The organism is Cognatundibacterium oligocarboniphilum (assembly GCF_013377855.1).
Taxonomy (GTDB): Bacteria; Pseudomonadota; Gammaproteobacteria; order Burkholderiales; family Burkholderiaceae_D; genus Undibacterium; species Undibacterium oligocarboniphilum.
In genome coordinates, this window is the sequence record NZ_JABXYJ010000005.1 from 347,686 (window position 1) to 373,511 (window position 25,826).

Below are 25,826 nucleotides of genomic sequence, written 5' to 3' on the forward strand. Positions count from 1 at the left end.
ATACCGTATCGGCATCTAAAAAAAGGGATACATTGACGCGTATCCCTTTTCAATCAATGCTTGATTTTGTTCATTGTAATGCTTTCTGGAATACAGGATCATTGAGATTTTTAAAACGATATCCTTCATTCAGCAAACGGGCGATGATGCCATCCAGCTGCTTCAACGTGTTGGGATGAATTTCATGCATCAGAATAATTCCGCCATTATGCGCACGGATTGAGGATAAAACGTGCTCTTTATAATCTTTGCGATTTCGGGCAAGTACGCCGCAGCTTAGTGCTTCTTTCGCATCCACTTCACCATGATGATCAAATGCCCAGTCACAGGAATCAACATGCCAGCCGACGATGCGATATTCAAGGGATTTGAGTAGCTGATTGGATTCGCAACTGGAGTTCCCATAAGGGTAGCGAAACAGTTTGTATTCATTGTCCTTGCTTACGGTAGCAAGTCCTTTATTGATTTCTTCTTGCTGTTCACTGACCGGGATATCGTGAAAATTTGGATGACTCCAGGAGTGGCTTGCGATCAGGGTGTTCCCGGTATCGGTCACTTGCCTGACCAGTTCAGGATAGGCCTCGGCCTTTTGGCCAATCATAAAAAAGGTGGCAGGAATCTGGTATTTTTTCAGTAACGCTAAGATCAATTCTGTCTGACCAGGTTCAGGACCATCATCAAAAGTCAGCACTACTTCCCCAGCCGGTGGTACAGCAGCAATTTCAGAAATAAAGCGGCAATGCTCTTTTAACGTAGTTTCATCCACTGTGACCCGCTCTTCCAACTTTTTCATACGGTGCTTTTTTATTTTTGTGGTTTCCTCTTTTAATGAGTGACCTGTGTCCGGTAATGACTGGTTTTCCGCATGGATAGAAGCAGGCATCAAAGCCCACAAGAATGTGATTACAGCGCCGATTCGCAATACTGGGTTCATCATCAGATAAAATCTCAACATGATTTATTTCGCTGCTTCCAGGAGTTCTTGTTGTTCAAGCCAGTCGCTTTCCATCTGTTCCACCTCTTTAAGCAGGTAAGCCTGATCCAGCAACAAAGTTTTCAGCTTTTCTTTATTCTGATCACTGTAAATGTCGCTGTCTGCCAGTAGCTGATCCAATGCGGTTTTTTTCAGATTCAGCTTCGCCATTTGTTCTTCAAGCCGTTTAATGCGGCTTTCTATTGGTTTGCGTAGTGCCGACAAGCGTTGTCTTTCTTCTGCATCACGCTTTCGCTGTTCTTTATCATCGATTTTGACAGTGACAGGACTGACTTGCGGCAGATTGTTTTTCTCTTTGTTTTTTTCTGGCAAAGCCGGGCTGGCCGCATTTTCCAGTTTGTTTTTAAATAGCCAGTCTTTGTAGTCATCTAGATCACCATCGAAAGGCATCAGTTTACCGTCTGCCACGATAATGAACTGATCTGTTGTGGCACGTAACAAGTGACGGTCATGGGATACGACGACCAGTGTGCCTTCAAATTGCGCCAATGCCTCCGTCAGCGCTTCGCGGGTTTCCAGATCCAGATGATTGGTCGGTTCATCCAGTAATAAAAGATTGGGGCGCTGCCAGACAATCATCGCCAGTGCGAGCCGGGCTTTTTCGCCGCCGGAAAACGGTTTGATCGGGCTCGTGACCATGGTGCCAGGAAAATTGAAACCACCGAGAAAATTGCGCAGCTCCTGCTCCCTCACATCCGGCGCGATATGCGCCAGATGCCATAAAGGCGACTCATCATGCCGCAGCATTTCTACCTGATGTTGAGCAAAGTAACCGATCGACAGCCCTTTACCTGTCTGCATCGTACCTGCCAGCGGAGGAATATCACCCACGATGGTTTTAATCAGCGTTGACTTACCTGCGCCGTTCACCCCGAGCAAACCAATGCGCTGGCCAATCTGCAAAGAAAAATTGACTCCGCCAACGATTTTCTTTTCAGTAAAACTGTGATCTGTTTTGGATTCTGTGCGGTAGCCGCAATCGACATCTTCCATAACCAGCATCGGATTTGGTGCGCTCAATGGTTCACGGAATTCGAACGAGAATTCTGCAGCAGCCCGCAACGGCGCCAATTCTTCCATGCGCGCTAAGGCCTTGATACGGCTTTGCGCCTGCTTGGCTTTAGTTGCCTTGGCTTTGAAGCGATCGATGAATGACTGGAGGTGTGCACGCTTGCGGTTCTGCTTTTCTATCATGCCCTGGGCCAGTTCCAACTGTGCTGCGCGCTGACGTTCAAAGGCAGAATAATTTCCGGAGTAGCGTTTGAGCTTTCTGTCGTCAATATGGACAATCACATTGACTACGCCATCCAGAAAATCCCGGTCATGCGAGATGATGATCAGTGTTCCTGCATAACGCTTCAGCCAGTCCTCCAGCCAGATGATGGCATCGAGATCCAGATGGTTGGTCGGCTCGTCCAGCAGCAACAGATCAGATTTACACATCAGTGCCTGAGCAAGATTGAGACGCATACGCCAGCCGCCGGAAAAACTGGCAATAGGTTGATCTAGTTGTTCCAGCTTAAAACCCAGGCCAATCAGTAATTGCTCCGCACGCGAGCGAACCGTATAGGCATCTGCATCAGAAAGCGCAGCATACAGATTGCCGATTGCAATGCCATTGTCATGACTTTCCGGTTGCGCCTCCAGATCGGCCAGTTCAGCCTCCAGTTTGCGCAGGGCAACGTCACCGTCGATGGCATAGTCAATCGCACTACGCTCCAGTGGTGGCGTTTCCTGAGCAACATGAGCCAATTGCCATTTAGCCGGAAATTCTATGCTGCCCTGATCCGGATGCAATTCACCGCGCAGCATGGCAAACAGGCTGGATTTGCCTGCTCCATTTGAGCCGATCAGACCGATTTTGTCACCGGGATTCAACGTGACATCGACGCTGTCGAATAATGGTTTGGTGCCACGGGCGAGGATAACTTGCTGCAAACGTATCATAGGGAATTCAATTTGGGGGAAAGCTGTAAGCAGTCTGCCGTAGCAGTCAAGCAATTCAGCGTGGATTCGTTATCTGACCCTGAAGGTCGTTCGTTTGTTGGAGTCAATAAAAAAACGGGCAAACGCAGAGTTGCCCGTTATGTTACCGAAAGATGTTTTCAGACCTGAAAATTGATCAAGTCCCGGGCTTCAATCAGGAATACCATGTCGTCACCCGCACTGGTTGAAACCCAGGTCAGGTTCAGTTCTGGAAATGCAGCCTCTGCAAAAGCGCGCTCATTCCCGATCTCTACCATCAGAATGCCATCTTCGGTCAGTCGTTGAGTCGCGCCGGCAATGATTTTTCGCACCAGATCCATTCCGTCATTGCCGCCAGCCAATGCAATCTGCGGTTCGTGCAGATATTCCTTTGGCAATTTTGCCATCGAACCAGAATTTACATAAGGCGGATTGCTGATGATCAGGTCGTATTTTTTATCAGGAACCCGGTTATATACATCGGATTCAATCAGCGTGATGCGGTCTTGCAGTTCGTATGTGTTGACATTGATCTGCGCGACAGCCAGCGCATCTTGCGAGATATCAACCGCATCGACGTGGGCATTCTGGAACATGTCGGCCAGCATGATCGGCAGGCAGCCTGATCCTGTGCAAAGTTCAAGGATATTGCTGATGCTATCCGGATCATTGACCCAAGGTGAAAAATGCTCGGGAATTAATTCTGCAATGAACGAGCGCGGTACGATGACGCGTTCATCGACGTAGAAATTATAGGTGCCCAGCCAGGCTTCATGAGTTATGTAAGACGCCGGCACGCGATCAGTTGCCCGGCGTTCAATGATGCGCAATGCGGCATCAATTTCATGGGGCAGTAAATTTGCGTCCATGAAAGGATCGATTTTATCCAAGGGTAAATGCAGAGAATGCAGCAGCAGGTAAGCAGCCTCATCCAGCGCATTGGCACTACCGTGGCCGAAGAACAGTTTTTCCTGATTGAAGCGGCTGACGGCATAGCGTAACAGGTCACGCAGTGTTTTAAAGGTTGTGGCTGGTGTGGGCATAATTTCAGTCTGATGATAGCGTACCGTGAAGCAGGCCTGAAAATATCAGGTCAGTAAATTTTCTAAGGTCTTGCGGTAAATATTCTTTAATGGATCAATATCGACCAGCGCAATATGCTCGTCGATTTTATGAATGCTGGCATTCGGCGGGCCGAACTCTACCACTTGCGGGCAAATCTTGGCAATGAATCGTCCATCGGAGGTGCCGCCGGTTGTCGATAATTCGGTTTCCAATCCTGTTTCTGTACGGATTGCATCGGCCAGCGCGTTGCTGAGGTCACCTTTCGGAGTCAGAAAAGGATGTCCGCCGACAGTCCATTTGAGGTCATAATTGAGACTGTGTTTATCGAGTATGGTATGCACCCGTTGCTGCAGACCTTCTGCTGTGCTGGCTGTCGAGAAACGGAAATTAAAATCAATCACAGCTTCGCCGGGAATCACATTCGAGGCACCGGTGCCCGCATGGATATTCGATATTTGCCAGGATGTCGGCAAATAGTATTCGTTGCCTGCATCCCAGATTTCCGCCACCAGTTCCGACATGGCTGGTGCGAACAGATGAATGGGATTTTTCGCCAGATGCGGATAAGCGATATGTCCTTGCACACCTTTGATTGTCAGTTTACCGGACATCGTGCCGCGGCGACCATTTTTAATGGTGTCTCCCAGTTTGTCGGTAGAAGTGGGTTCGCCGACGATGCAGTAATCAAGCTGCTCTCCACGCGCCTTCAGTTGGTTGCAGACGACTACCGTACCATCGGTAGCCGGACCTTCTTCATCACTGGTAATCAGAAAACCGATGGAGCCGCGATGGTCAGGATGGGCGGTAATAAATTCCTCAGTGGCGACGACAAAAGCTGCGATGGAAGTTTTCATGTCGGCAGCACCGCGCCCATACAGCTTGCCATCCCGCTGAGTCGGTGTAAAAGGTGCGGACTGCCATTGCGCGACAGGCCCTGTCGGCACAACATCTGTATGGCCAGCAAAGACCAGCAAAGGCTGCTGCGTACCGCGACGCGCCCATAAATTGGTCACATCACCGGACTGGATGGTTTCGCACTGGAATCCCAGCGGCTCCAGCAGGGAGATCAAGGTGCGCTGGCAGCCCTTATCTTCCGGGGTGACCGAATCAAGGGCAATGAGTTGTTCAGTCAGTGCTAAGGTTTTGCTCATCATGATCAGAATTGAGAAAAGATATTGCTGAACTGGCTGTCAGAGAAGCCGACTGAAACGTGGTGTATGCCATCTTCATCTGAAATCTGCAGGACAGGGCGTTTGATCAGGGAGGGATTGTTCAGCATCAGCGCTATCGCACCCGTCCGTGTGTCGGCGGATTGTTTTTGAGTATCGCTCAGAGCTTTCCAGCTTGTTCCTTTACGATTGATCAATTGGTCAGACCCGATGTGTTCGAGCCAGTTTTCAATCAGAACCTGATCCAGTCCCTGTTTTTTAAAGTCATGAAAGACGAAATCCGGGTGATGCGCTTGCAACCAGACGCGGGCTTTTTTGACGGTATCACAATTGGGGATACCGTAGGCAGTGATGTGAATAGTACGGCTGATCATGAGGAGTTTTGCTATCAGACATTCAGGGTAAATTCGGTAAACGAGGCTTCTTCTTTGGTTTCTGGTTCCGGTTCAGGGGCGGCGGCTGTGGTGGCGGCAATTTCATTATTCAGCAACCACAACAAATTATTGGCAGAGTCTGCATTCGCAAGACCTTCTTCTTTGCTGACAAGGCCTTCTTTAATCAGGGTGAACAGCGCCCGTTCAAAGGTTTGCGAGCCAGGGGAAAGGCTTTTTTCAATTGCTTCCTTGATCTGAAAAATATCGCCTTGCTCAATCAATTCCGAAACGTAGCGGGTATTGAGCATAATTTCGACTGCCGGACAGCGACCGCCATTGACCGCTTTGATCAGACGCTGAGAAATAATGGCTTTGATCGAGGAGGCCAGATCCAGTAGCAGGGCTGTACGGTTTTCCATGGGAAAAAAGCTGATGATACGGTTCAGCGCCTGATAGCTGTTATTGGCGTGCAGCGTTGCCAGTACAAGATGGCCCGACTGGGCGTAGGCAATGGCAGACATCATGGTATCGAGGTCACGGATTTCACCGATCAGAATGCAGTCTGGCGCCTGGCGCAGGGAATTTTTCAGTGCTGTTTTCAGGCTTTCTGAATCACTGCCGATTTCGCGCTGATTCACAATCGATTTTTTACTGCGGAATAAATATTCAATTGGATCTTCGAGTGTCAGGATATGGCCTGTTTTAACGCCGTTGCGATGATCCAGCATGGAAGCGATAGTGGTGGATTTTCCTGAACCGGTCGAACCAACCACCAGAATCAGACCACGTTTTTCCATGATCAGGTCAGACAGAACCGGTGGCAGATTCAGTGTGTCGATTTTCGGAATATCACCGGGGACATAACGGAAAACAGCAGAAATGGAGCCGCGCTGACGGAAGGCCGACAGACGGAAGCGCCCAATACCAGGTGCACCGATACCGATATTGAGTTCGTTTTCGCGCTCCAGCACTTCCAGATGCTCGGGAGATACCACCTCAGACAAAAGCGACAAAATATTTCCCTGATCCATTTTTTGCTGATTAATTGGCAGCAGGTTGCCATTAATTTTCAAATGAACCGGCGAGTTCATCGCAAAAAACATGTCGGAGGCATGTTTTTCCTTCATGAGCTGAAATAATCGTTCCATTGCTCCCATGATGTATCCTCTTTGCTGTGATTCAGTTCAGGCCGGTCATTGCCGGCCTGATGATTGATTGGTAGGGTCTTATCAGGAGATAGAGTCAGGCTCCGCGCAACAGCTCATTGATACTGGTTTTGGAGCGGGTCTGCGCATCAACACGCTTGACGATCACGGCGCAGTACAGACTGTATTTGCCATCTGCGGAAGGGAGGTTGCCGGACACGACCACAGAGCCAGCCGGAACACGTCCATAAGTCACTTCGCCGGTTGCGCGATCGTAAATCTTGGTGGACTGGCCGATATACACTCCCATAGAAATGACGGAATTTTCTTCGACGATCACACCTTCCACAATTTCAGAACGCGCACCGATAAAGCAGTTGTCCTCAATGATGGTTGGATTCGCCTGCATTGGTTCCAGTACGCCGCCAATGCCGACGCCGCCAGATAAATGCACATTTTTCCCAATCTGCGCGCAGGAACCGACTGTGGCCCAGGTGTCGACCATGGCACCTTCATCAACATAAGCGCCGATATTGACGTAAGAAGGCATCAGGATCACATTTTTTGCGATAAAGCTACCGCGACGTGCGACTGCAGGAGGAACCACGCGGAATCCGCCTTTGGCAAAATCTTCTGCGGTGTAATTGGCAAATTTGGTCGGAACCTTATCAAAAAACTGCATGTGATCACCAGATGGCATACAGACGTTGTCTTCGAGCCTGAAAGACAGCAGAACCGCTTTCTTAATCCATTGATTGACGTGCCACTGACCTTCTGCTTTTTCGGCAACGCGCAGGCTGCCTGCGTCAAGCTCGCCCAATACATGCGCCACTGCTTCACGCACTTCTGCCGGCGCGGATTTAGGGGAAATCTCAGTGCGGTTTTCCCAGGCCTGATCGATGATTTGCTGCAATTGCTGTGTCATAGTCACTTCTTCCAATAAATTAACAGAGAGGATAAATTGTCCTGAACAGTCCATCGCTGTTCAGATTGCGCGTCAGCGGTCATTCAGTGTTTTGCAGAAGGCCACGATACGCTGTGCCGCTTCAAGGCATTCTTCCACTTCGGCGACCAGCGCCATGCGAATACGGTTTTCGCCCGGGTTGATGCCATGCGCTTCGCGGGCGAGATAACTGCCGGGTAATACGGTGACATTATATTGCTCATACAGCTGGCGGGCGAATTCAGTGTCACTGATGCCATTCAGATCATTCACCCTGGCCCACAGATAGAATGCGGCGTCCGGCAGTTGCACATCCAGCACCTCCGCCAATAGGGGGGTGATCTGCTCGAATTTCCGGATATATTTTGTCCGGTTTTCTTCGACATGCGTTTCATCATTCCATGCATCAACAGATGCGGCCTGAATCATCGGACTCATGGCACTGCCGTGGTAGGTACGGTAGAGCAAAAATTTCTGCATGATCTCTGCATCACCGGCGACGAAACCTGAGCGCAGACCCGGAACGTTGGAGCGTTTCGACAAACTCGACAGCGTGATCAGGCGTCGATAGTCCCGACCCAGTAAATGGGCTGCCTGCAGGCTGCCGAGTGGCGCTTCCCGTTTGAAGTAAATTTCCGAATAGCATTCATCGGCAGCAATCACGAAGCCATAGCGGTCTGATAAATCAAATAATTCTTTCCAGTCATTCAATGTCAGCACGGCTCCGGTAGGATTACCCGGCGAGCAGATATACAAAAGCTGTACCCGCTGCCAGACAGCCTCAGGAATCCTTTGATAGTCAGGTGCAAAATTGCGCTGCGGGTCTGCATTGGCAAAATAAGGCTCGGCACCGCTCAGATAGGCTGCACCTTCGTAAATCTGGTAAAACGGATTAGGGCACAGCACCAGTGGCGGCCCATCCTGACATACTGAAGGATTAATGATCGTCTGCGCCAGTGCGAATAAGGCTTCCCTGGAGCCATTGACCGGCAAAATCTGTGTTGCCGGATTGAGTGCCTGAATGTTATAGCGTCGCGCCAGCCAGTTGGCGATTGCGTTGTGTAAAGCTTCGGAGCCAGCTGTTGCCGGATAGCTGGCTAAACCATCCATATTCCTGATCAGCGCATCCCGGATAAATTCCGGTGTCGGATGTTTCGGTTCTCCGATCCCCAGACTGATGGGCGAATACGCTGGATTGGGCTGGACGCCTGCAAACAGACGCTTGAGTTTCTCAAAGGGATACGGCTGTAACTTGCTGAGGTGAGGGTGAAAGGTCATTTTTTAATTAAAGAGACATGCCGGACAATCTGGTGCCTGCCTTTTGCTTGTATCAGTTTTGTCTGCCGTCAGGGCAGTGGGCTGACGATAATTCTGATGATGGCCTGCTTTGCCGTATTATAGCTGCTCGACGTATTCTTCAAAGAAAGGCTTTGAAGAAAATTCAACACTGCATAGGTTTCTTTTTTCGGAGAAATGATCCAGCTTATTCATTTTTCAATCTCTGCATGTGAATTTTCGTTGTTTCAAATGGTATGATGCAAGGCTATTCCTATAGAGGATGCTGCACTTTTTCCCGCCGTAAGCGGGTACCCTGGGTCTGACTGTCAACGATAATAAAATTTCATCAAGTGCGATTAACGTCTATTAAACTGTCGGGATTCAAATCATTTGTAGATCCCACCCATTTTCAGGTTCCGGGACAACTGGTCGGCGTTGTTGGTCCCAATGGTTGTGGTAAGTCCAATATCATCGATGCAGTACGCTGGGTGCTGGGGGAGTCCAAGGCATCCGAATTGCGCGGTGAGTCGATGCAGGACGTTATTTTCAATGGCTCCACGCACAGAAAGCCGGCTGGGCGTTCTTCAGTAGAGTTGGTTTTTGATAACAGTCTGGGCAAAGCGGCCGGACAGTGGAGTCAGTATGCTGAAATAGCCGTCAAACGTACGCTCACACGCGATGGCACGTCGACCTATTACATCAATGGCCAGCCCGTAAGGCGGCGGGATATTCAGGACATCTTCCTCGGGACCGGACTTGGGCCGCGTGCTTATGCGATTATTGGTCAGGGTATGATTTCCCGTATTATTGAAGCCAGACCGGAAGAGTTGCGAATTTTCCTGGAAGAGGCTGCCGGTGTTTCCCGCTATAAAGAACGCCGCCGCGAAACAGAAAACCGGATTCACGATACCCATGAAAATCTGGTCAGGGTCGAAGATATTTTGCGGGAACTGAATGCGAATCTGGAAAAACTGGAAGCGCAGGCAGTGATTGCAAATAAATTTCATACTTTGCAGGCCGATCAGGAAGAAAAGCAAAAATTACTCTGGCTGTTGCGTAGAAATGAAGCGGCCGGTGAGCAGAAAAAACATTTTTCCGAGATAGAAAAGACGCAATTGGATCTGGAAGAGCAGACAGCCAGGTTGCGTCATGTCGAACTGGAGTTGGAACAAATGCGGCAGGCGCACTACGCCGTTGGCGATCGCCTGCACCAGGCGCAGGGGCATTTGTACCAGACCAATGCTGAAATTGGCAGCTTGGAAGCACAAATTAAATTTGTTATCGAATCGCGCAGCAGACTGCAATCCCAGTTGCATTCACTGACAGCACAGCGGGATCAGTGGCAACGGCAAAGTCATCAGTTACAGGATGACTTATCCGAAGCCGAAATCCAGGTCGAAGAACTGGCGATGCGGGCTGAGCAGGCCAGCGAGACTGCGCAATCGCAGCAGGATCTCTTGCCGGAGCTGGAGCAGCAATGGCGAGAGTGTCAGCTGAAAACCACTGAATCGCGTGGCCAGATTATGCAGATGCAGCAGCAGATTGAACTGGAATCTGCGCAACAGCGTAATGCATCAAACATCCTGAATAGTCTCGCTGCCCGTAAAGAAAGGTTGCAGCAGGAGCGGCAAGGTTTGGTGATGCCCGATTCGGTTCATCTGGATCATCTGTCCATTCAACTCGAAGAAAAAAAACAAATGCTGGAAGAGCTGAATATGCAGCTCGATGAAGCGCAGGAACGGCTGCCTTTGCTGGATGATGAGAGGAAGCAGGCGCAACAGCAGGTCAATCAGGACGCTGCCGAGCTGGCGCAGCTGGAAGCAAGACTGCTTGCACTGAAACAGTTGCAGGAGAAGGTACAGTCTCAGGGGAAAGTGCAGCCCTGGCTGGAAAAACACGAACTGGGCAATTTGCCTAAACTCTGGCAAAAATTACATATCGAAACTGGTTGGGAAACAGCGCTGGAAGCTGTATTGCGCGAGCGAACCACATCGCTCGAAATGTCCAGTCTGGATTGGGCAAAGGCTTTTTTTAGTGATCCGCCGCCTGCCAAACTGGCCTTATACAGTCCGCTGGTGAATGCAGAGCCGGTTTCATCGCTCAATGGATTTAAACCTTTCCTCGGTCTGTTGCAACTGAATGAACCCGGTATTCGCGGTCTGATGCAGGACTGGTTGCACCAGATTTATATCGCAGAGGATGTGACGACAGCTTTTGCCGGTCGGCATCAGTTGCCAGCCGGTGCGATGTTCGTCACACGTCAAGGACACATGATTTCCCGTTCCAGCGTCCGTTTTTATGCTGCCGATTCTGAGCAGGATGGTGTGCTTGGCCGGCAGCAGGAAATTGAAAATATCAGCAAGCAGTGTCGCACCAGACAATTGCTGGCTGATGAAGCCAAACATCGCGCCATTCGGGCTGATGCCGGATACAGCCAGGCGTCCATGCAGTTGCAGGAATTGCGCCAACGCGCTGGCGCGTTCACGCAGGCCACGCATACATTGCAGATTGAATACATGAAGCTGGCTGAAATTCAGGAACGCTTCAACCAGCGCAGTACGCAGATCGATGCGGATCTGGCAGAAATCATTGCTCAGGAAAGTGAGCAGCAACAGGCACGTGCAGCTTCTGAGCAGAAGTTTGAAACCCTGGATATTGAACTGGCTGAATTGCAGGAGACGCACGAGCAGGGGCAAACAGTTTATCTGGAAAAAGAGCAGCAGTTGAATCAGGCACGACAGCGGCTGCGAGATCTGGAGCTGGCAGCACAGGAAGCTGCATTTGCCGAAAAATCGCATCGTCATAAAATGGACGAGTTACGGCGTAATATCGCCACAGCACTCGAGCAGTCGGCGCAGTTATTTGCCAGCATGGAGCAGGGGCAGCTGGAACTGGAGTCGATGGATGATCAGACTGCCCAGGCAGGCTTGCAGGATCTGCTCGACAGGCGGACTGCGCAGGAACGGGCTCTGGCGGATGCGCGCCATGAATTGGATCAGTTGTCGCAGCAATTGCGTCAGGCGGAAGACCATAAAACCCAGACCGAACGCAGCCTGCAGCCGCAACGTGACCGTATCGTTGAATTGCAACTGAAAGAGCAGGCAGCCCGTCTGGCGCAGGAGCAATATGATGAGCAGCTGCGTAATTTTGAAGTGGATGAACAGAGTTTATCCGACAAGTTACATCCGGATCTGAAACCTGCGTATCTACAGGGGGAAGTCACCCGGCTATCGAATGCGATTGCCGCTCTGGGCGCTGTGAATATGGCCGCGCTGGAAGAATTGGCGCAAGCAAAAGAACGGAAAAATTTCCTCGATGCGCAACATGCCGATCTGACTGAAGCAATCACTACTTTGCAGGATGCCATTCAGAAAATCGACATGGAAACCCGGGAATTGTTACAGGATACCTTTGATAAGGTAAATCATCATTTTGCTGAATTATTCCCGGTGTTGTTCGGCGGAGGACAGGCAAAACTGATCATGACTGGTGACGAAATTCTGGATTCCGGTGTACAGGTCATGGCGCAGCCGCCAGGAAAGAAGAATGCGACGATTCATTTGTTGTCCGGTGGAGAAAAAGCGCTGACAGCAACGGCACTGGTATTTTCTATGTTCCAGCTGAATCCGGCGCCGTTCTGTCTGCTTGATGAGGTGGACGCTCCTCTGGATGACTCAAACACCGAACGTTTCTGTAATATGGTGAAACGGATGTCATCCAACACACAATTTTTATTTATCTCCCATAACAAGATTGCAATGGAAATGGCGCAGCAACTGATCGGCGTGACCATGCAAGAGCAGGGAGTTTCCCGTATTGTGGCGGTGGATATGGAATCTGCCGTCAATTTTGCTACTGAGGTTCAAGCAGCATGACAGATCTACAATTAAGTTTATTGGCAGTCAGTGGTACTTTGGTTGTCGGCGTATTTATTTTCAATAAATGGCAGGAATATAAAGCAAAGAAGACCGTTGAAAATGCCTTTGGTGACGGACATGATGATGTCCTGCTGAATCCGGCGCAACCGGATGATGCACTTTCTTTGCAACGCCAGGAGCCAGTGTTTTCCAGTGATGAGATCATCAGCATCGAGTCTGAAGAGGCGGCGCTGCCTCACGAGGATAGCGTGCTGCCGGCAGCGGCTGAGACGGTAAATGGTGTGATGCCGCAGTCAGAAAAAGAATTGCCGGTGGACGAACTGATTGATTGTGTGATTCCGCTGGAATTTGATGTGCCGGTACGTGGCGAAAAGATTCTGGCTGAAATTTCAGAATTGAAATATGTCGGCAAAAAACCTGTCCATTTCATCGGGCAGAGTCATACCGGTGAGCGCGATGTGATTGCTACCGGCGGCGCTTATACTACCTTGTTTGCCGGTATTCAAATGGTCAGCCGCAGCGGTCCGCTGACGGAACTGGAGTATTCCGAATTCATCATGAAATTACGTGCGATTGCCGATAATCTGAATGCGCACCCTGATATTCCGGATATGAACAGCGTGATCAGCAATGCGCGCGAACTACACCAGTTCGTTGCCGAGCATGATGCCCAGTTGAGCCTCAGCATTGCTGCCAACGGCACCACCTGGGCATTGCATACCCTGTTGCCGGCATTGGAAAAACTCGGCTTCGATCAGCGTCCGGACGGCCGCCTGATGATGCCTGATGGTGACGGCGGCAGTTTGTTCACCTTATCAACCAATGTCGGCGTCAGTGAAACAGTGACGTCGCGCCTGACCCTGTTGCTTGACGTTCCCTGTGTTGCACCATCCCGTGATGGTTTCGGTGCGATGGCGGCGTGCGCAAAGTCGCTGGCAACCCGTCTGAACGGCGCGATTGTGGATGACGGCAATCAGCTGATTTCCAAGGCGGCGATTGATGAAATTGCCGGGCAGGTCAATGAGTTTTACACTGCAATGGCAGAAGCCCGGATTCCTGCCGGTTCTATGCGCGCTCAGCGCCTGTTCAGCTGATTGTCTGTCTGAATTATGCAAAATAACCTGTTTCATGACGCGGGGGATTCCGCGTTTCAGCAGGCTGCCGCGCGTGCCGCGGTGTTGCGTGCAGAGATTGAACGTCACAGCCATGCTTATTATGTACTTGATCAGCCCACGATTCCGGATGCCGAGTACGATCAGCTGTTTCGTGAATTGGAACAGCTGGAACAGGATTTCCCTTTACTCAAAACTTCAGATTCTCCGACCTTGAGGGTTGGTGGCCAGGCTTTGCCTGAATTCGGGCAGGTACAGCACGCGATTCCCATGCTGTCTTTAAACAACGGCTTTGAAGATGAGGACATTTTTGCATTTGACCGCCGCGTCAGAGAGGGGCTGGAAGCTACGCAGAAAGTGGAATATGCGATTGACCTGAAATTTGACGGGCTCGCGATTAATCTGCGTTATGTGGACGGCATCCTGACACAGGCCGCGACGCGCGGTGACGGTTTCACTGGTGAGGATGTCACCGAAAATATCCGCACGATCCGCAGTATTCCTTTACGTTTGAATACAGAGCAGCCACCGGCTGTGCTGGATGTTCGTGGCGAAGTCCTGATGTTCAAAAAGGATTTTGATTTGCTGAACCGGCGGCAACGTGAAGCTGGCGGGAAGGAATTCATGAATCCGCGCAATGCGGCAGCAGGAAGTTTGCGGCAACTCGATTCAAAAATCACTGCTCAGCGACATCTGCGTTTTTTTGCCTACGGCATTGGGTCTCTGGAAGGGGGGGAATTACCCGCTTCACATCGTGCTTTGCTGGATTGGTATCAGAAGCTGGGCGTTCCGGTGAACGGAGAAAGCGCCTTGGTCAGCGGGGCAGAGGGTTTGCTGGATTTTTACCGGAATATTCAGAGCCGCCGTAATACGCTGGGCTATGAAATTGATGGTGTTGTCTACAAAGTCAATGATACAGCGGCGCAGCAGCAGCTCGGCTTTGTCTCGCGGGCACCGCGCTTTGCGATCGCGCACAAGTTTCCGGCCGAAGAGGCGACTACCGTGGTGCAAAGTATCGACATTCAGGTTGGACGTACTGGTGCACTGACGCCGGTGGCGCGCCTGGCGCCAGTTTTCGTCGGCGGAGTGACGATTACCAATGCCACGTTACACAATGAGGATGAGGTCAGGCGCAAGGATGTGCGGATCGGCGACACCGTGATCGTCCGGCGTGCCGGCGACGTGATTCCGGAAATCGCTTCTGTCGTCATGGAAAAAAGAAGCGACAGTATGAACGCGCCATTTGAAATGGTGAAACACTGTCCGGTTTGCGGCTCCCACGTGGTGCGTGAAGCAGGGGAGGCGGTTGCGCGTTGTTCTGGCGGTTTATTCTGTACTGCGCAACGCAAAGAAGCTCTGCGGCATTTCGCTGGTCGCCGGATGATGGATATTGACGGACTCGGCGAACGATATATTGATCATCTGGTAGATCTGGGCTATGTGCATGGAATTGCCGATCTGTATCAGCTCACGCTGTCAGATTTACTGAACATGAAGCAACGTGCGGATGAGCGCGACGGTGTGGTGCCGGAAACGGTCCAGCAAGGAAAGATTGCCACCAAGTGGGCAGAAAACCTGATTGCTGCGATTGCGGCCAGTAAACAGCCGCCACTGGAGCGCCTGTTGTTTGCGCTGGGTATTCGTCATGTCGGCGAATCAACGGCAAAAACACTGGCAGACTGGCTGGGACAACTGGCGTTGATTCGCCATGCGCCGGTGACATTATTTCGTATCCTGCCGGATATCGGTGCTGCGGTGGCGGAATCGATTGCCGATTTTTTTTCCGAACCGAAAAATCAGCAGGCGATCAGCCAGTTACTGGAGGCTGGCGTGGTGCCCTCAGGAGAGCACGCACCTGCGGCCCAATTGCGCCAGCGTCTGGAGCCTGCTGTGCTGCTGGCAGAGGTGGATATTCCGAAGCTGACTTTGAAGCGCTGCCAGCAATTACAGGAACGTGGTTTGTCGCTGAGGGCATTGGCAGAGATGCCTGCAGATGGATTTGTGGTGACTGGATTTCCGTCAGATCTGACGCAGGCATTGCAGCAATGGCTGGCTGCTCCTGAACACCGGAGTCGTCTGCTGGAGTTGGATCAATGGCGCAGTCGCTTGCTGGAATCGCTGCTACCTGAAACGGACGATGTTTCTGCAGCAGGTGTACTGGCAGGAAAAACATTTGTCCTCACCGGGACATTGCCAACCCTGAGCCGGGATCAGGCAACCGCATTGATCGAAAAAGCTGGTGGCAAAGTCACTGGATCGGTATCTGGAAAAACCAGCTATGTTGTCGCGGGCGATGAAGCGGGCAGCAAATTGGTTAAAGCACAAGAGTTGGGTATTTCTATATTGACCGAAGCAGACTTGCTTCACTTATGTTCCAGGAGCTGAAATGAGAAAGATTAAAAAAGCCGTTTTTCCGGTCGCGGGTCTGGGGAGTCGGTTCTTGCCTGCCACGAAAGCGCAGCCAAAAGAAATGCTGCCGATCGTGGACAAGCCATTGATTCAGTATGCAGTGGAAGAAGCTGTCGAGGCTGGCATCACCGAGATGGTTTTTATCACCGGTCGTAATAAACGCGCGATCGAAGATCATTTTGATAAAGCCTATGAACTGGAAAGCGAGCTGGAAGCAGCGGGCAAGGAAGCTCTGCTGGATCTGGTGCGGAACGTGATCCCTAAAAACATTAACTGCATTTATATCCGACAGCCTGCGGCTCTGGGGCTGGGGCACGCGGTGTTGTGCGCCCGGCCTGTGATTGGCGATGATCCTTTTGCGGTCCTGCTGGCGGACGATCTGATGGACGCCGACCCGGGACAACCATCCGTGATGGCACAAATGGCGCAGCAATACGAACAGGAGGGCGGCAGTATTATCGCCGTGCAGGATGTACCGCGTGAATTTACCCGCCAGTACGGCATCGTCAGCGGCGCGCCTTACAAGGACCGTCTGGAACGTATGCAGGGTATTGTCGAAAAACCGATGCCGGATGTGGCGCCGTCCACGCTGGCGGTGGTCGGACGCTATATTTTATCCGGCCGGATTTTTTCCTATCTCGAAAATCTGGGCAAAGGTTCCGGAGGGGAAATTCAACTGACCGATGGTATTGCTGCCATGCTGAAAGATTTTCCGGTTTATGCTTATCGCCCATCTGCGACCCGTTATGATTGCGGTTCCAAGCTCGGGTATCTGAAGGCCAGTGTGGCTCTGGGCCTGAAGCACAAGGAAACCAGCGTTGAATTCGCTGAATTTCTGAAGAATATTAAATAAGGTTTTATCCGGAATTGGGATCTGCCTGCTTTTAAAAATGCACTGACGGCCTGAGTTTTCGGGCCGTTTTTTTACGTATTATCAGGTTGTGCAGTGTATGCTGATGGTGTTGAGTTATCTGATTGTCGTGCCAGAAAAGGTGAGGTAAATGATTCATCCAATTTTAAAAATGGGTGATCCGCGCTTGCTGCGGATTGCAGAACCGGTCACCGAGTTCAATACCCCGGCCTTGCATGAGCTGATCAGCGATATGTTTGACACGATGCGGGCAGCCAATGGTGCAGGGCTGGCGGCGCCGCAAATCGGGGTCAATCTGCGGCTGGTGATTTTTGGTTTTCAATCCAACTCCCGTTATCCGGATGCGCCGGTGGTGCCGGAAACGGTATTGATCAATCCGGTACTGACACCACTTTCGGATGCCACGGATGATGCGTGGGAAGGCTGTTTGTCCGTGCCGGGTATGCGGGGACTGGTGCCGCGCTGGTCTGCTCTGCATTATGCGGGCATGGATCAGTTCGGCAATCACTTGAGTCGCGAAGTGGATGGCTTTCACGCCCGGGTCGTGCAGCATGAATGCGATCATCTGGATGGCATTTTGTACCCGCGCCGCATCCGGGATCTGACTCAGTTCGGATTTACTGAAATCCTGTTTCCCGAATTAGATCCTGCCATGGACGACTGAGCATCTGATGCCGATTGCTCTTGCAATGCTTTGCTGTTCGATATGTATGAGCTTACTCAGTTGTCATTAACCTTTAAAACATACCCCCTGGGAGTATGTTTTAAAGACTTTATTTAATGAGGAAGACAGGGCGGTTTTTCTGAAATCAGGGGGAGTATGTGTAAAATTAAAATTCCTCATCATCCCGCAGATAACGCCATTGTCCTTCAGGTAATTTACCCAGTTTGACTTTGCCGATGCGGACGCGTTTGAGTCCGATGACTCTCAATCCTACCAGTTCGCACATGCGGCGGATCTGGCGTTTTTTTCCTTCCCGCAGAATGAAGTTGAGCTGATCTTCGTTTTGCCAGGTCACTTTGGCCGGCAGCAGTTTTTTGCCGTCCAGGCTCAGTCCGTGATTTAAGCGACGCAGGTCGGCATCCGGCAGGCGCCCTGGTTTGCTGTAGGCAACCCGTACCAGATATTCCTTCTCGACCGAAGTTGTTTCGCCTATCAGGTGTTTTGCGATACGTCCATCCTGCGTCAATACCAACAGGCCCACCGAGTCGATATCCAGACGACCGGCCGGCACCAGGCTGCGCAATTGGGTCGGGTGAAATACCGTCTGCACCTTGTCTTCCGGCCAGCGGTTTTCCGGTTTTACGAGTGCTATGGCTGGCGTATAGCCATCTTCCGCCTGACCACTGACATAGCCGACCGGCTTGTTGATCAATATGGTCACACGCTTTGACTGCTCGGCCGCAGCCTGGCGCTCGACGCTGACGCGCTGATGTGGAAGCACCTTGCTACCCAGTTCGGCAACAATTTTTCCATCCACACGTACCCAGCCACGGGCAATCCACTCATCTGCCTCACGGCGGGAGCATAATCCGAGTTCGGACATGCGTTTTGAAAGTCGTACTAGTTCAGTCATAAGAAAATAAAAGCATCAGCGCCGGAAAGCGGCGCCGGGGTGACGATAAAGTTGAAATGATGCGTTGTTTACCCCACGCGCAAAGCTTCCAGTAATTCGGTTTCAAACTGGATTTGGGTTCTTGCACCTTGCAGGGCTGCACCATCAACGATGAAAACATCCTCCACACGTTCACCAAGGGTCATCACTTTGGCGGTATGCAGATTGATTTTATATTTGGCCAGTACCATCGCAATCGCATACAGCAAGCCGTTTCTGTCGTTGGCAGAGATCGAGAGCAGATAATACTGACCTCTTTCATCGGGGCGCAAATCCACCGTCGGCACGATTGGGAAGCTGCGCGACATGCGCGACAGGCGTCCGCAGTTTGGAGGTGATAGTGGTGTCTGTTGCGCCAGAACCTCGCTCAGCTCATGTTCAATCAGATTGATGATGTCCCGGTACTGATTGGCGAATGTCGGCTCGGTCACCATGAATGTATCAAGCGCATAGCCATTTTTGGTGGTGTAAATTTTGGCATCCAGAATGCCGAAATTCTTGCCATCAAAATAGTTACAGATGCGTGCAAACAGATCCGGCTGGTCTTTCACGTAGACCGTAACTTGCAGACCCTCACCAATCGGTGCAAGACGACATTTGACGACCGGTGTCGGATGGCTGATCTTGTCATGCAGGACTCTTGTTTGCCAGGCGATGTCCGAGGCATCGTGACGCAGGAAGTAAGAGACATCCAGTTGTTCCCACAGGCGTTCATGGGCATCGGGGCTGATGCCGGCCAGCCGCAATGCTTTTAACGCTTCTTCCTGGCGATTTTTCAGTTCCCGGTCTTTGGAGGGCGCTTCACCGCCAAGCACTCTGAGCGTCATGCGGTATAAGTCTTCGAGCAACTTGCCTTTCCACGCATTCCAGACTTTTGGGCTCGTGCCGCGAATATCGGAAACTGTCAGCAGATACAAGGCAGTCAGGTGGCGTTCATCTTTCACCAGTGCGGCGAAATTTCTGACAACATCCGGGTCGGATAAATCCTGTTTTTGTGCCACATGCGACATGGTCAGATGATTTTTAACGAGAAATACCACTAGTTCGGTATTCGCTTTCGTCAAGCCGTGGTCATAGCAGAATTTTTTGGCGTCGGTCATACCGAGTACTGAATGATCGCCGCCGCGCCCTTTGGCGATATCATGAAATAATGCCGCAATATACAACACCCAGGGCTGGTTGAAGTTTGCCATCAGTTGGCTGCAAAACGGGTATTCGTGCGCATGCTCTGCCATTGTGAAGCGGCGCAGGTTGCGCACAACCATCAGGATGTGTTGATCAACCGTGTAGGCATGAAACAGATCGTGCTGCATTTGCCCGATAATGCGGCGGAAATTAGGAAGATATCTTCCCAGAATGCTCATCTGGTTCATTCGACGCAGCGCATGGGTAATCCCTTGCGGCGACTGCAGTATTTGTAAAAACAGGGCACGGTTAAAAATATCGTGCCGGAATTCTGCATCCATCAGCAGGCGGGCATGCCACATGGCGCGCAGGGTTCGCGCTGTCATACCTTTCAATTCGCTATGCTTGGCAAGTACCAGAAATACCTCCAGCAAGGCTGAGGGCGCAGACTCGAATGTGTCGTCGCGCGCAATGTCAATAAAGCCATTCACTTCATTGAAATGTTCGTTGATTGGCCGCGGCACGGATGGCTGCGGAAACAAGACCGCTTCAATATTTTGCAACAAAATCTGGTTCAGTTGGGTGACCGCTTTGGCTGCCCAGTAATAACGCTGCATCAGATATTCGCTGGCGCGGCGCGAATCGGTAGTTTTGAAACCGTATGACTCGGCAATCGGAGTCTGCACATCAAAAATTAGGCGGTCTTCACGCCGGCCGGCATGGGCATGCAGGCGGATGCGGATATCTTTGAAAGCCCGTTCGTTACGCTTTAACTGACGTGCCTCGGTATCTGTAATCAATCCGCGGCCAGCCAGTTCAGCCCAGGAATTTCCCAGATTGGCTGCTTTTGCCACCCACAAAATAACCTGCAGATCGCGCAAACCACCGGGGCTTTCCTTGCAGTTAGGCTCCAGGCTGTAAGGGGTATCTTCGTATTTGACATGGCGCTGCTGTAATTCGAGCAGCTTTTCCTGGAAAAATTTTTGCGGATTCATTGCTTCCGCATAGCGCTGCTGCAGTTCCCAGAATAATTTCCGGCTACCGGTGATTAGCCGGGCTTCCAGCAGGCTGGTCTGCACGGTGATATCTGCTGCTGATTCTTGCAGGCATTCATCTACCGTACGGATGCTGTGCCCGATATCAAGACCGATATCCCAGAATAGCTGCACCAGATTTTCCAGCTTGTCCCTCAGATCTGTATCCGGAGTCTGACTGAGCAGTATCAGAACATCGACATCCGAATGCGGAAATAATTCTCCCCGGCCATAACCGCCGACAGCAATCAGAGAGCAGTCTTTAGGCATCTGAAAATGCTTCCAGATTTTATCCAGCGTGTGATCGACATTACGACACAGGTCATGCAACAGTTTTTCTGCTTTGCGACTGTCGCGGTAATTATCAATCACAGCAGTCTGTGCTTTTTTTATGTCTTCTTTGAAAGCTAGCGCCGGTGACAGCATTATTCTTTGCCTTATGCGAGCTTGATGAAATCAGGGATTGGTGGATAGCCTGCTGATAATGTCAGCACTTCAAAACCGGTTTCGGTGACCAGTACGGTATGTTCCCATTGGGCTGACAGGCTGCGGTCTTTGGTACGGATCGTCCAGCCGTCACCCATTTCGCGGATTTCACGACGTCCGGCGTTGATCATCGGTTCAACAGTGAAAATCATGCCAGCTTCCAGTTTTTCCATCGTACCGGGTTTTCCATAGTGCATGACTTGTGGTGCTTCGTGGAAAATTTTACCGATTCCATGGCCGCAAAATTCGCGCACGACGCTATAGCCTGCTTTTTCTGCGTGTTGTTGAATGACATAGCCGATATCGCCGAGATGAGCGCCCGGCTTGATTTTGGATATACCCAGCCACATACATTCATAGGTAATTTCACTCAGACGCTTGGTCATAATGGATGGTTCGCCGAGCAGAAACATTCTGCTGGTGTCACCGTGATAACCATTCTTGATAATTGTAATATCCAGATTCACCGAATCGCCGCTTTTCAGCACTCTGTCGCCAGGAATGCCGTGACAAATGACGTCATTCACGGATGTGCAGATGGCTTTCGGGTAAGGGGTGTAGCCAGGTGGGCAATAATTCAGTGGAGCAGGGATACTGCCCTGCACATTGACCATGTATTCATGACACAGGCGATCGAGTTCGCCAGTCGTTACGCCGACTTGTACAAATGGAGTGATGTAGTCGAGGACTTCGGAGGCCAGGCGGCCGGCAATACGCATTCCTGCAATATCTTCTGCGGTTTTGATTGAGATGGATTCCATTTTTGTTTCTTTTATTTTAACTATTTGGGCTATAGAATGGGCTGCGTGCCCGCAGATGTTGGTGCGGGCTACTCGAGCTGAGGCACATAAAGCTGGAATTATAGTCGAGGAACCGTACTCTTGCCTGTGGCGTCCTACTTCCGACTTGAGAAAATATCGGAATTTATAGTAGAATAGATGGTTAGCTTGTGGTTGATGCTTAATTTGCTCAAGTTAATTTATTTTTTATTAATCGAATCCGGTCGAAAAGGGTGTCTGACTGAAATTAATCAGGAAGATCACTGGCTGGATTCAAGACCTAACCCTGGAGTTATTATGTCTGTAACAATGCGTGAAATGCTGGAAGCTGGTGTGCACTTTGGTCACCAAACCCGTTTTTGGAATCCAAAAATGGCACCGTTCATTTTCGGTCACCGCAACAAGATTCATATCGTTAACCTGGAAAAGACATTGTCTATGTACCAGGAGGCGATGAAGTATATTCGTCAGCTGTCTGCTAATCGTGGCACAGTTCTGCTGGTTGGCACTAAGCGTCAGTCTCGCGATATCATCGCTGCTGAAGCGCAACGCGCTGGCATGCCATTCGTTGATCAGCGCTGGTTGGGCGGCATGCTGACCAACTTCAAAACAGTCAAAACATCGATCAAGCGTCTGAAAGAGATGGAGGTGGCAATCGAAGACGGTTCCGTTGAAAAATTGTCCAAAAAAGAAGCGTTGATGTTCCAACGTGAAATGATCAAGCTGCAAAAATCCATCGGCGGCATCAAGGATATGGGTGGTATTCCTGATGCAATCTTCGTGGTTGACGTTGGCTATCACAAAGGTGCGATCACTGAAGCTGCCAAACTGGGTATTCCCGTAATCGGCGTGGTTGATACTAACCACTCCCCGGAAGGCGTCACTTATGTTATCCCTGGTAACGATGACTCTTCCAAAGCGATTGCTCTGTATGCACGCGGTGTTGCAGATGCGATTCTGGAAGGTCGCGCAAATGCGGTCAATGAAGTTCTGGAAGCGGTAAAGCCTGGCTCTGACGAATTTGTGGAAGTTGAGCAAGCGTAATCTTGTTGAAGTAACTCACCCGGCTTGCTGACGTGAGCCGGGAATGAAAAATGGGGCAACTGTGGTCGCCCTTTTTTTTAAACTAAATTTGATGATCGGTGCCTGAGGCACTACTGAATTAGGAGAATGACATGGCAGCGATTACAGCAGCAATGGTTGGCGCGTTGCGCGCAAAGACGGATGCGCCAATGATGGAGTGCAAAAAAGCTTTGACGGAAGCGGATGGTGATATGGACCGTGCGGAAGAGATTCTGCGTGTGAAACTGGGTAGCAAGGCATCTAAAGCTTCTTCCCGTATTACTGCAGAAGGCGTGGTTGCTTCTCATATAGCTGGTAATGTTGGCGCGCTGATCGAGGTTAATTGCGAAACCGATTTTGTGACCAAGAACGATGATTTCATCGCTTTGGCTAACGCCTGTGCAAAGCTGGTTGCTGAACACAATCCGACTGATGTCGCTGCTTTGGGTGCATTGCCACTCGAAGGTAAGACGGTTGAAGAAGTGCGTTCCGCACTGGTCGGCAAGATTGGTGAAAATATGTCTTTCCGCCGTTTTGCCCGTTTCGAAACACCGGCAAAACTGACATCTTATCTGCACGGCACACGTATTGGCGTGATCGTGGAGTTTGATGGTGCCGATGAGCAGGTCGGTAAAGATGTGGCAATGCATATCGCAGCGATGAAGCCAGTTTCCCTGTCTACAGAACAGGTTCCTGCAGAACTGATCGAAAAAGAGCGCTCTGTTGCTGAGCAGAAAGCAGCTGAATCTGGTAAGCCAGCTGATATCGCAGCGAAGATGGTTGAAGGTTCTGTGCAAAAATTCCTGAAGGAAGTTTCCTTACTGAATCAACCTTTCGTGAAAAACGATAAACAGACTGTTGAGCAGATGCTGAAAGCATGCAATACATCTGTTAAGGCGTTCACGATGTTTGTTGTTGGCGAAGGCATCGAAAAGAAAGTGGATGATTTCGCAGCAGAAGTGGCAGCTCAGGTGGCTGCAGCAAAACAAGCGTAATCAGGCGTAACAGAAAACGGGCCGAAAGGCCCGTTTTTTTAAGGTGTTTGCCAGACAGCCGGGAATGAAGTTTTATTCGATTTGTGTAATTGGTGCGATTACACAGATCAAATGATTTTTTGTTTTACTAATTTTAATTTTCCAGAAGGAGTCCTGTCATGACAAAACCTGCTTACAAGCGTGTGCTCTTGAAGCTCTCTGGCGAAGCCTTGATGGGCGATGATCCATTTGGTATTAACCGTGCCACGATTGAGCGTATGGTTGCGGATGTGGCTGAGATATCCCGCCTGGGTGTTGAGTTGGCCATTGTGATCGGTGGCGGTAATATATTCCGCGGCGTTGCTCCCGGAGCTCAGGGCATGGATCGCGCAACTGCAGATTATATGGGAATGTTGGCAACCGTCATGAATTCGCTGGCTCTGGCGGACGCCATGCGCCAGGTTGGCATCACTGCCCGTGTGATGTCGGCAATCGGCATTGAGCAGGTTGTTGAACCGTATGTTCGCCCTAAGGCGCTGCAATATTTGGAAGAGGGGAAGGTGGTTGTGTTTGCTGCAGGAACGGGAAATCCTTTCTTTACGACTGATACGGCAGCTGCATTGCGCGGCTCTGAAATCGGCGCTGAAATTGTGCTCAAAGCGACTAAGGTGGATGGGGTCTATACGGCAGATCCGAAAAAAGATCCGAATGCGACCCGCTTTAGCACAATCTCTTTTGATGAGGCTATTTCCCGTCACTTACAGGTAATGGATGCAACTGCGTTTGCCTTGTGCAGGGATCAGAAGCTGCCAATCAAAGTATTCTCAATCGTGAAGCCGGGTGCGCTGAAGAATGTCATCATGGGGGCAGACGAAGGAACCTTAGTCCACGTATAATGCAGCCTCTCTGATTGGATGAGTTGATTTTGATAAGATTTTTTTGCGCATAGAATGCCCGAAATGATGTATAGGAGGACAGTATGACCGTAGCAGAAATTAAAAAAAACAGTGATCAGCGTATGCAGAAGTCAATTGAGACTCTGAAGGCTGATCTGGCAAAAGTCCGGACAGGCCGCGCGCACACCGGAATTCTGGATCATGTCATGGTGGATTATTACGGTTCACCAACCAATCTGAGTCAGGTGGCAAACCTGACTTTGATTGATGCACGCACCATCGGCGTGCAGCCTTGGGAAAAAAAGATGTTGAACGTCATTGAGAAAGCGATCCGTGATTCCGATCTTGGTCTCAATCCGTCCAGTCAGGGAGATATGATTCGTGTTCCTACGCCGCCGCTGACTGAGGAGCGCCGTAAAGAAATGGTGAAGCTGGTCAAGACCGAGGGCGAGGGCGCCAAGATTGCTATCCGTAATATTCGTCGCGATGCCAATGAGTCGCTGAAGAAAATGTTGAAGGATAAAGAGTGTTCTGAAGATGATGAGCGCCGCGCGCAGGATGATATCCAGAAATTGACCGACAAATTTGTTGCCGAAGTTGATAAATTGCTGGCTGAGAAAGAAAAAGAAGTATTGACGGTATAAGCCCTTT

Annotated in this window: 20 protein-coding genes; 9 read left to right on the plus strand and 11 right to left on the minus strand. The window is 50.5% G+C overall.

Annotated features, from left to right (window positions below; translation table 11 throughout):
- Positions 1–70 precede the first annotated feature (70 nt).
- The 8 genes from HV832_RS10935 to dapC all read right to left on the minus strand — a co-directional run bounded on the left by HV832_RS10935 (position 71) and on the right by dapC (position 8,933).
- Positions 71–955 carry a polysaccharide deacetylase family protein gene (locus HV832_RS10935; protein ID WP_176803862.1) on the minus strand — a complete coding sequence of 295 codons (885 nt, stop codon included), beginning with the start codon at positions 953–955 and terminating at the stop codon, positions 71–73.
- Positions 956–958: 3 nt separating this feature from the next.
- On the minus strand, positions 959–2,941 hold the full coding sequence (locus tag HV832_RS10940) for an ATP-binding cassette domain-containing protein (RefSeq protein WP_176803863.1): 1,983 nt from the start codon (positions 2,939–2,941) through the stop codon (positions 959–961).
- A gap of 158 nt (positions 2,942–3,099) precedes the next feature.
- Positions 3,100–4,002 carry a 50S ribosomal protein L3 N(5)-glutamine methyltransferase gene (gene prmB, locus HV832_RS10945; protein WP_176803864.1) on the minus strand — a complete coding sequence of 301 codons (903 nt, stop codon included), beginning with the start codon at positions 4,000–4,002 and terminating at the stop codon, positions 3,100–3,102.
- A gap of 45 nt (positions 4,003–4,047) precedes the next feature.
- On the minus strand, positions 4,048–5,175 hold the full coding sequence (dapE, locus tag HV832_RS10950; RefSeq protein WP_176803941.1) for a succinyl-diaminopimelate desuccinylase: 1,128 nt from the start codon (positions 5,173–5,175) through the stop codon (positions 4,048–4,050).
- Positions 5,176–5,180: 5 nt separating this feature from the next.
- Positions 5,181–5,564 carry an arsenate reductase gene (locus HV832_RS10955; RefSeq protein WP_399310702.1) on the minus strand — a complete coding sequence of 128 codons (384 nt, stop codon included), beginning with the start codon at positions 5,562–5,564 and terminating at the stop codon, positions 5,181–5,183.
- A 17-nt stretch (positions 5,565–5,581) separates the two neighbouring features.
- Positions 5,582–6,724 (minus strand): PilT/PilU family type 4a pilus ATPase, encoded by a 1,143-nt coding sequence (locus HV832_RS10960; RefSeq protein WP_223827252.1) that lies wholly within the window; start codon positions 6,722–6,724, stop codon positions 5,582–5,584.
- 85 nt (positions 6,725–6,809) lie between these two features.
- A complete protein-coding gene (dapD, locus tag HV832_RS10965) occupies positions 6,810–7,637 on the minus strand; it encodes a 2,3,4,5-tetrahydropyridine-2,6-dicarboxylate N-succinyltransferase (RefSeq protein ID WP_176803866.1) in 828 nt (275 codons plus the stop codon).
- Positions 7,638–7,709: 72 nt separating this feature from the next.
- Entirely contained in the window at positions 7,710–8,933 is a 1,224-nt protein-coding gene (gene dapC, locus HV832_RS10970; RefSeq protein WP_176803867.1) for a succinyldiaminopimelate transaminase, read from the minus strand.
- Positions 8,934–9,283: 350 nt separating this feature from the next.
- On the opposite strand from dapC, the gene smc reads away from it, so the two are divergent.
- The 5 genes from smc to def all read left to right on the plus strand — a co-directional run bounded on the left by smc (position 9,284) and on the right by def (position 17,867).
- A complete protein-coding gene (smc, locus tag HV832_RS10975) occupies positions 9,284–12,808 on the plus strand; it encodes a chromosome segregation protein SMC (RefSeq protein WP_176803868.1) in 3,525 nt (1,174 codons plus the stop codon).
- Entirely contained in the window at positions 12,805–13,905 is a 1,101-nt protein-coding gene (locus HV832_RS10980) for a cell division protein ZipA C-terminal FtsZ-binding domain-containing protein (RefSeq protein WP_176803869.1), read from the plus strand. Before smc ends, HV832_RS10980 begins: the two co-directional genes overlap by 4 nt.
- A 15-nt stretch (positions 13,906–13,920) precedes the next feature.
- The gene (ligA, locus tag HV832_RS10985) at positions 13,921–16,308 is read left to right on the plus strand and encodes an NAD-dependent DNA ligase LigA (RefSeq protein WP_176803870.1); all 2,388 of its coding nucleotides are present in this window, start codon (positions 13,921–13,923) and stop codon (positions 16,306–16,308) included.
- 1 nt (position 16,309) lies between these two features.
- On the plus strand, positions 16,310–17,185 hold the full coding sequence (gene galU, locus HV832_RS10990) for a UTP--glucose-1-phosphate uridylyltransferase GalU (protein WP_176803871.1): 876 nt from the start codon (positions 16,310–16,312) through the stop codon (positions 17,183–17,185).
- Positions 17,186–17,333: 148 nt separating this feature from the next.
- The gene (gene def / locus HV832_RS10995; RefSeq protein ID WP_176803872.1) at positions 17,334–17,867 is read left to right on the plus strand and encodes a peptide deformylase; all 534 of its coding nucleotides are present in this window, start codon (positions 17,334–17,336) and stop codon (positions 17,865–17,867) included.
- A 166-nt stretch (positions 17,868–18,033) separates the two neighbouring features.
- Here the strand turns inward: def and HV832_RS11000 are convergent, their stop codons facing one another.
- From HV832_RS11000 to map, 3 genes are all read right to left on the minus strand, one after another.
- A complete protein-coding gene (locus HV832_RS11000; protein ID WP_176803873.1) occupies positions 18,034–18,780 on the minus strand; it encodes a pseudouridine synthase in 747 nt (248 codons plus the stop codon).
- 68 nt (positions 18,781–18,848) lie between these two features.
- A complete protein-coding gene (locus HV832_RS11005; protein ID WP_176803874.1) occupies positions 18,849–21,404 on the minus strand; it encodes a [protein-PII] uridylyltransferase in 2,556 nt (851 codons plus the stop codon).
- An 11-nt stretch (positions 21,405–21,415) separates the two neighbouring features.
- Positions 21,416–22,240, minus strand: a complete 825-nt coding sequence (gene map / locus HV832_RS11010) for a type I methionyl aminopeptidase (protein ID WP_317889322.1) — start codon at positions 22,238–22,240, stop codon at positions 21,416–21,418.
- A gap of 300 nt (positions 22,241–22,540) precedes the next feature.
- Between map and rpsB the strand changes: the two genes are divergently transcribed.
- The 4 genes from rpsB (at position 22,541) to frr (ending at position 25,819) form a co-directional block, all read left to right on the plus strand.
- Entirely contained in the window at positions 22,541–23,287 is a 747-nt protein-coding gene (rpsB, locus tag HV832_RS11015) for a 30S ribosomal protein S2 (RefSeq protein ID WP_176803876.1), read from the plus strand.
- Positions 23,288–23,418: 131 nt separating this feature from the next.
- The gene (gene tsf / locus HV832_RS11020; protein ID WP_176803877.1) at positions 23,419–24,300 is read left to right on the plus strand and encodes a translation elongation factor Ts; all 882 of its coding nucleotides are present in this window, start codon (positions 23,419–23,421) and stop codon (positions 24,298–24,300) included.
- Between the two features lie 158 nt (positions 24,301–24,458).
- The gene (pyrH, locus tag HV832_RS11025) at positions 24,459–25,175 is read left to right on the plus strand and encodes a UMP kinase (RefSeq protein ID WP_176803878.1); all 717 of its coding nucleotides are present in this window, start codon (positions 24,459–24,461) and stop codon (positions 25,173–25,175) included.
- Between the two features lie 83 nt (positions 25,176–25,258).
- Positions 25,259–25,819: a ribosome recycling factor gene (gene frr / locus HV832_RS11030; RefSeq protein ID WP_176803879.1), complete on the plus strand. Its 561-nt coding sequence runs from the start codon at positions 25,259–25,261 to the stop codon at positions 25,817–25,819.
- Positions 25,820–25,826: the final 7 nt, after the last annotated feature.